Source organism: Streptomyces sp. 8L, assembly GCF_020176795.1.
Taxonomy (GTDB): domain Bacteria; phylum Actinomycetota; class Actinomycetes; order Streptomycetales; family Streptomycetaceae; genus Streptomyces.
The window spans coordinates 1-7,292 of the sequence record NZ_JAIUKE010000241.1 but is presented as its reverse complement, the minus strand read 5'-3'; the positions used below and the strand labels follow the sequence as shown (position 1 = coordinate 7,292).

Genomic DNA, 7,292 nt, shown 5'->3' with positions numbered 1-7,292 from the left:
CCCGCCCCCCGCCCCGGCCCCCCCCCCCCCCCCGGGCGCCGGCGGGGGCGGGGGCGGCCCCCCCCCGCCGCCGCGGCCGCCGGAGCAGATCAAGGTGTCGGGCGGCTCGATCAGCCTCGCCTGACGCGCCCGCGTCCCCTGCCGGTGAGCTCGGGCCCGTCACTTCCCCCGTCCCGTGGGGGATACGGGGCCGGGCCGCGCGGGAGGGGACGGGGCCCGCGCCGCGTCCGGTCGGGGGCCGGCTCACCCGTAGCTGCGCGCCGGCACCGGCCTGACCGCCGCCGCCACCGCGTCGGCGAGCGGTGCGATGTCTCCCGCGGTCAGGGACGACACCGTGATCCGCAGACCCTGCGCCGCCGCGATACGGAAGCGGGGGGCGGGCGCGACCGCGAACCCGGCGCGCAGCAGCCGCGCCACGGCACCCGCCTCGTCGGCCGCCGGCACCCATACGTTCATCCCACTGCGGCCGTGCGCCGGAACGCCGCGCTCCGCCAATGCCCGTACGAGGGCGTCGCGGCGTGTCCCGTACGCCGCCGCGACGGCGGGGACGTCCACCGCCCCGCTCTCCCACAGCTCCACGACCGTGCGCTGGAGCAGATTGCTGATCCAGCCGGGCCCGAGGCCCTGGCGCCCCCTGACACGGTCGACGGTCAGGGTGTCTCCCGTGAAGACCGCGAGTCGCAGATCGGGCCCGTACGCCTTGGCGACGGAACGGATCAACGCCCAGTGGTCGGTGGTACCGGCGAGCGGGTGCAGCGGTACGTCGACGATCGCGCAGCCGTGGTCGTCCTCGATGAGCAGCACGTCCCGGTGGGCGGCGAGCAGGGCGCGCAACTCGGCGGCGCGGGCCGCGCTCACGGCGGCGCCGGTCGGGTTCTGCGCACGGTCGGTGACGACGACGGCGCGGGCGCCGGACTCCAGCGCCCGCGCCAGATCCGCCGCGAGCGGCCCGTCGTCGTCCACGCCGACGGGCAGCGGCCGCAGGCCGAGCGCGGACACCAGATCGAGGAGGCTGCCCCATCCCGGGTCCTCCACCGCGACCGCGTCGCCGGTCCTGAGGTGCGCGGCGAGCACGCGTTCCGCCACGTCGAGGGAGCCGGACGCGACGCCGACAGGCCCCTCGGGGACGCCGTCCGCGTCGAAGCCCGCCCGGGCCAGGCGGCCGAGGTCGGAGTCGGGTTCCGAGCGGCGGCCGTAGAGGGCGGGCCGCTCCGCGTGGCGGCGGGCGGCGGCGGCGAGCGCCTCGCCCAGCGGGGGAAGCAGGGCGGTGTCGGGGTTGCCGTCGGCGAGGTCGCGTACGTCCGCGGGTACCTCGGCGCCCAGCGAGCCGCGCGGCGTGCTGGCGGGACGGTGCCGCACCCGGCTGCCCCTGCGCCCGCCGGTCTCGATGACTCCGCGCTCCCGCAGGGTCCGGTAGGCGGCCGCCACGGTGTTCGGATTCACACCGATCTCGGTGGCCAACTCCCGCAACGGCGGCAGCACTTGGCCGGGCGACAGGTGGCCGGCGGCGATCCCGCGCTCCACACTGGCCGCGATTTCTGCTGCGCCCCGGCCCTCGATTCGATATTCTCCTAGCACAAAGAACAGTATGCACTAGTGCAATGGAGACCTCACATGCCGGAAGCGGACGCCGTGGCGGTCCCCCGCCCGACCGACCCCCACCCGACCGACTACCGCCCGACGGACCGGACCGTTCCGACCCGTTCCAAGGAGCGGGCGCGCTACGACCGCGAGCTGGTGCACCGCGTGCTGGACGCCTCGTACCTCTGCCACCTCGGATTCGTGCGCGACGGTGCGCCGGTGGTCCTGCCGACGCTCTACGGGCGGGTCGGCGAGAGCCTCTACGTGCACGGTTCGACCGGCTCGCGCCCGCTGCGGCGGTCCGGCGAGCGCACGGACGGCGAAGCGGCGCCCGGCCTGCCGGTCTGCCTGACGGTCACGCAGCTGGACGGCCTGGTGCTGGCGCGCTCCGCGTTCCACCACTCGATCAACTACCACTCGGTGGTCGTGCACGGCGTGGCGCACCAGGTCACGGACGAGGCGGAGCGGCGGATGGCGCTGGACGCCATCGTCGAGCACATCCTGCCCGGGCGCGCCGACGACTCCCGCAGGGCCAACGCCAAGGAGCTCGCCGCGACGGCGGTCGTCCGGCTCGACCTCGACGAGGTGTCGGCGAAGCTGCGCACGGGCGGCCCGATCGACGAACCGGAGGACGCCGGCCTGCCGTACTGGAGCGGGGTCGTACCGGTGAGCAGGACCTACGGCGAGCCCGTGCCCGCGGACGACCTGGATTCCGCGATCGGCCTCCCCGGCTATCTGCCGGGGGCGGGCTCCTGATGCTGATCCACCCCTGGGACGCGCCGCGGGAGGACCGGATCTGGCGCGAGTGGCTGGCGGAACACGACTTCGGGCAGCTGGCGGTGAACGGCCCGTCCGGCGCACCGCCGTTCGTACAGCCACTGCACTTCGCGTACGACCCGGACGCCGGGGCGCACGGCGAGGTGGTCACCCACCTCGCCCGCCCGAACCCGCTCTGGGCAGCCGTCGAGGCCTGTCCTGCCGTGCTGTTGAGCGTGGTGGACGACTACGCGTTCATCCCGGGTCCGTGGCAGGCCACTGACGACATACCGGCGGAGCACGGGACACCGACGAGCTTCTACAGCGCGGTCCAACTGGCGTGCCGGGCCCACGTGGTGGACGAGGCGGAGGAGAAGGCCGCCCTGCTCAACCGGCAGGTGGCCCACTTCCAGGAGGAGGGCGTCACCGTCCCGGCCGCGCCGGGCGAGGCGCCGTTCGGCCGCATGCTCCCCGGCATCAGGGTCCTGCGGCTCGAAGTGACCGAGGTCCGGGCGAAGTTCAAATACGGGGCGCACAAACCCGAGAGCACCAAGGTCCGGACGGCGGCAGGTCTGCGTACCAGGGCCACCCCGCGGGATCTGGCGGCCCTGGCCCACCATTCCCGCCACCGCGCGGGAGACTGAACGCACGGGGCGGGCTCGTGGCCGCGGGAGGCGCCGGGCTACGGCGGCCACCGGCGGCCCCGCAGTCGGCGGCGCGGGAGCGATACGTCACTCCCGCGCCGCCGGGCCCCGCGCCCCCGTACCCCGCAGCGCCCCGGCCGCTACCCGGCGGACACCCGCCGACGGCGCCGGCGCGACGCCCGCGCCTCGGAGCCCGCAAGTCCGACCACCGACGCGAGCAGCAGCAGGGTGCCCGCCACCGTCGCGGCGGTGAGCCGTTCCCCGAGCACCGATACGGCGATCAGCGCCGCACTGACCGGTTCGAGCAGCATGATCACCGAGACTGTCGCGGCCCGCACGACCCCGGCTCCGGCGAAGTACAGGGCGTAGGCGAGCGCGGTCGGCACGGCGGCCACGTACACCAGGAGCCACACCACCTCCGACGGGTGCGCCGTGTGCGGCAGGAGCCCCCCGCCGGTCATGAGGGCGACGGGCAGCAGGGCCACCACCCCGATCCCGCAGGCCCACGCCGTCGTGGCGAGCGCGTCCGAGCGGCGCCCGTCCCTGCCGAGCCAGCGCGTGAGCAGCGTCATCGCCGCGTACCCGGCGGCCGACAGCACGGCGAGCGCCACCCCCGCCGGGCGTACGGCCGCGGAACCCGAGCCGCCCCCGCCGAGCGTCATGACCCCGAGCCCGGCGAGCGCGCCCAGCACCGCGGACACCCCGCTCGCGCCCAGTCGTTCGGCCATCAGCACGCGCGCGCCGAGGGCGATGAACACCGGGCCCGCGCCAAGAGTGACGACGGTGCCGACGGCGAGCCCCGTCGAGTGGACGGAGGCGAAATAGGCCGTCTGGAAGACCGTGAAGGCGATTCCGGACCCGGCGACGCGCAGCACCCTGCGCCGCCACGGCTCGACGGCACGGCCGGCGCGGTCGCGGCCCGTACCGTCGCGCCCGCCTCCCCGGCCACCGCGCCCCCGCAGAGCGAGCGCTCCGAGGAGCAGCACCAGCCCGCCCGCGCAGCGCCAGAACGACAGGGCGAAGGGACCGAGATCGCTGACGCGGTAGACGAGGGTGCCCGCAGCGCCCGCCGTACCCCAGGCGAGGCCCGCGAGAGCGAGGTAGAACAGCCCCCGCCCGACGGACAGTCCGGGCCTTCCGGACTCATCGCCGGGCCCGTCGGACCCGCCGTCGGGTCCGGGAACGCCGGGAGCCAGGGGCCCAACAGGCTCGACCGGCCCAACAGGTGCGACGGGTGCGACCTGTGGGACGGGCGCGACAGGCGCGGCGAGCGGATCGGAGGCGACGGCGGGGACAGCGGATGAAGCGGATGAAGGGGATGACGCAGATGACGGGGCCGACGGGGATGGCTCGGACGATGGGGATGACGAACTCGACACGCGGGCACTCCATGGACGAAAAGCGCTGACTGGTCGCTTGCTTCGGCACGCGGGCAGCGACAAGCCGCCCGGGGACTGCCCGGGCCGGGTCTTCGTCGGTGGCTTCCGCCCGCGTCAGACGACGGGCGGCGGCAGCACGGTGGAATGCATGATCCGCAGCCTACGTTTCGGGCCCGCCACCCGACAACCGCCCGTCCGCCGGGGCCCCCCCCCCCGCGGCGCCCCCCCCGCCCCCCCCGCCCCCCGCCGCCCCGACGTCACCCGGCACCCCGCCCGTCGCGACGACCAGGTCCGCGGGCTTGGCCGGCGTACTGCTCTGGGCGACGAACGCACCCACGAGCACCACGAAGCCGCCCGCGACCTGGGGTGCCGACAGGTGTTCGCCGAGCAGCACCCAGGCCAGTACGGTCGCCACCACCGCTTCCAGACAGGCGACGACCACGGCCACCTGCGGCGAGAGCCGGCGCACCGAGACAACGCCCGTCATATAGGCGACGACCGTGGCGATCAGGACGATCCAGCACAGCAGCAGGACCGCCGCGACCGGTGTGCCGTCCATGCGGGTGCTGCCGCCCAGCACCTGCCAGTGCATCCCCCAGGGCCGCGCCACCACCGTCAGCACGAGCGCGCCGACCAGCAGCCCGTGCGCGATCACCCCCAGAGGGTCGGCCGCCTCGGAGTCCCGGCTGCCGTGATCGGACAGGACGAAGTACGCGACCTGGCAGCACGCGGCACCGAGGGCGAGCAGCAGTCCGACGGGGTCGAAGCTCAGCCCCGACCACACCTCCACGACGCAGGCGAGGCCCGCCACGGCGAGCACGACGCCGATGGCCGCGGACCGGGTCACCGGCCGGCGCTGGACGAAGCGCACCCAGAGCAGGACGAGCGCGGGCGCGAGATACTCGATGAGCAGCGCCACCCCTACGGGGATACGGGAGATCGCCGCGAAGTAGCAGGCCTGGACACCGGCCACGGCGAACAGCCCGTATCCGGCGAGCAGCGCGGGCCGTTGCCGCAGGAGCGCGCGGTGGCGCACGGCCACGGGGAGCATCACCAGCGCGGCGCCCGCCACCCGGAGCCAGACCACGTGCAGCGGGTCGAGGCCCGCTTCGATCAGCGGTTTGGCGGCGACACCTGAGCCGCCGAAGGACACGGCGGAGACCAGTGCGAGGCCGAGACCGGCGCCCCGGCCGCGGGGATGACTGCCCTGAGTGACACGCATGACGCCATCATGACAGTCGCCGTCAGGAGCGTCTGCACCATGGCCCCTGTCACATCCCCGCGCGAAGGGACAGGGGTACGGGGGTGACGCGCTACGCCGTCGTCACCGGCCCTCGATGCGCCGCGTCAGCTCCGCCGCGTCGACGCCCGCACGCGACAGGACTTCCAGCGCCCGGCACTCGGGGTCGGCCGCGAGCGCCGCCAGCAGGTCCACGCCCGCGGCGAGTCCGGCGCCGCGGCGCCCGGCGCGGGCGAGCGCGCGGTCCATGGCCAGCGCGGCGGGCGGCGACCATCCGTTGGGCGCACCGGGCGTCAGGACAGGCAGCGCCCCCGAGTCCTCGACCGTGCCCTGCCAGCGCAGCCCGTAGCCGATGCTGCGCTGGACCAGGTAGCCGAGCACCCGCGCGGCCTGCCCGCTGTCCGCGAACACGGAGCGCACTTCGGGGTCCGACTCGATCAGCGAGTGCAGCAGGTGCGCGGTGTCGATCTGGCCGTCCCCGTCCCGGTGGGCACGCCGACGCGCGCCGGACACCACCGAGGCGAGTTCCACGGTGATGCGCGCGTCGAGGTCGGCGCCGACGGCTGCGGGAGTTCCAGTCATCCGCGGGGTGGGGAGTTGCACGTTTCCACCACATCACATTCACGGTCCGAGGACATCGCCGCCGGGAAGCATCCCTGCGTCCGTCACTGGTTGGGGTCCGCGGGACGGCTCGTCATCCTTACGAATGAGATTGCCGAGCACGACCCGGAGACCTCCACGAGGAACGGTGCGCCGCCTTGTGACACGGCCCACGGCTCACCACGCCCACGCCCCACGGCTCACCTCGCTCACCGCGCCCACGGCGGGCAGACGGGCAGACGGGCAGACGGGCAGACGGGCAGACGGGCGGCTCTACGCGATCACGCGCGCCAGCGAGAACCCGTCGTACCCCTTCATCCCCACCGTCTGCACCGCGGTGGCGGAGAGCCTCGGGTTGCGCCCCATCAGCTCCAGGAAGTCCCTGATGCCCCGCACGGCCGGATGAGCGGAGTCGCCGTCGGCCACCGCTCCCCCTCGTACGACGTTGTCACCGATGATCACACTGCCCGGCCGGGTCAGCCTGAGCGCCCACTCGAGGTAGTGCGGGTTGTTGGGCTTGTCCGCGTCGATGAAGACCAGGTCGAAGGGGTCCACGCCCTCCTCCACAAGCGCGGCCAGTGTGTCGAGCGCGGCCCCGACACGCACTTCCGTCCGGCCCGCGAGGCCGGCGTGCGCGAGGTTGCGGCGCGCCACGTCCGCGTGCACCGGGTCCGCCTCCAGCGATACGAGGTGCCCGCCGTCGGGCAGCGCGCGCCCCAGCCAGATGGTGCTGTAGCCGCCGAGCGTGCCGATCTCCAGGATGCGGCGCGCGCCGTGGATCTGGGCGATGAGGTGGAGCAGCTTGCCCTGGTTGGGAGCCACGTTGATGGGAGGCAGCCCCGCCTCCCTGCTCACGCGCAGCGCCGATTCCAGGGCCTCGTCCTCCGGCACGAGCTGGGCGCTGAAGTAGTCGTCCACAGCGGTCCATCGAGCCTCTGTCATGCGGTCTCCTCCATTGTTCCGCCGTCGCGGTACCCGCCACGGCCCGGTGCGCGTCGTCCGCGGCCAGAAGCGTAGGCAGCGGCGCGGACGCAACGGTAGGGCCCCGCGGCGCGTCGCCGCGAAGCCCTGCCGCCCCCCGCTGTCCTCCCC

The 7,292-nt window shown here is 74.7% G+C and carries 7 protein-coding genes; 2 read left to right on the top strand and 5 right to left on the bottom strand.

Annotation, left to right across the window (positions count from 1 at the left end; all coding sequences use genetic code 11):
- Positions 1-243 precede the first annotated feature (243 nt).
- Positions 244-1,578: an aminotransferase class I/II-fold pyridoxal phosphate-dependent enzyme gene (locus LCE31_RS20525; RefSeq protein ID WP_225016224.1), complete on the bottom strand. Its 1,335-nt coding sequence runs from the start codon at positions 1,576-1,578 to the stop codon at positions 244-246.
- Positions 1,579-1,614: 36 nt separating this feature from the next.
- On the opposite strand from LCE31_RS20525, the gene LCE31_RS20520 reads away from it, so the two are divergent.
- Positions 1,615-2,337: a pyridoxamine 5'-phosphate oxidase family protein gene (locus tag LCE31_RS20520; RefSeq protein WP_225016222.1), complete on the top strand. Its 723-nt coding sequence runs from the start codon at positions 1,615-1,617 to the stop codon at positions 2,335-2,337.
- Positions 2,337-2,981, top strand: a complete 645-nt coding sequence (locus tag LCE31_RS20515) for an FMN-binding negative transcriptional regulator (protein WP_225016220.1) — start codon at positions 2,337-2,339, stop codon at positions 2,979-2,981. Before LCE31_RS20520 ends, LCE31_RS20515 begins: the two co-directional genes overlap by 1 nt.
- A gap of 140 nt (positions 2,982-3,121) precedes the next feature.
- Here the strand turns inward: LCE31_RS20515 and LCE31_RS20510 are convergent, their stop codons facing one another.
- The 4 genes from LCE31_RS20510 to LCE31_RS20495 all read right to left on the bottom strand — a co-directional run bounded on the left by LCE31_RS20510 (position 3,122) and on the right by LCE31_RS20495 (position 7,142).
- On the bottom strand, positions 3,122-4,108 hold the full coding sequence (locus LCE31_RS20510) for a DMT family transporter (protein ID WP_225016227.1): 987 nt from the start codon (positions 4,106-4,108) through the stop codon (positions 3,122-3,124).
- Between the two features lie 412 nt (positions 4,109-4,520).
- On the bottom strand, positions 4,521-5,582 hold the full coding sequence (locus LCE31_RS20505) for an EamA family transporter (protein ID WP_225016217.1): 1,062 nt from the start codon (positions 5,580-5,582) through the stop codon (positions 4,521-4,523).
- A 102-nt stretch (positions 5,583-5,684) separates the two neighbouring features.
- Positions 5,685-6,182 carry a Clp protease N-terminal domain-containing protein gene (locus LCE31_RS20500; RefSeq protein WP_225016216.1) on the bottom strand — a complete coding sequence of 166 codons (498 nt, stop codon included), beginning with the start codon at positions 6,180-6,182 and terminating at the stop codon, positions 5,685-5,687.
- Positions 6,183-6,473: 291 nt separating this feature from the next.
- Entirely contained in the window at positions 6,474-7,142 is a 669-nt protein-coding gene (locus LCE31_RS20495) for an O-methyltransferase (RefSeq protein WP_225016214.1), read from the bottom strand.
- Between the last annotated feature and the right edge of the window lie 150 nt (positions 7,143-7,292).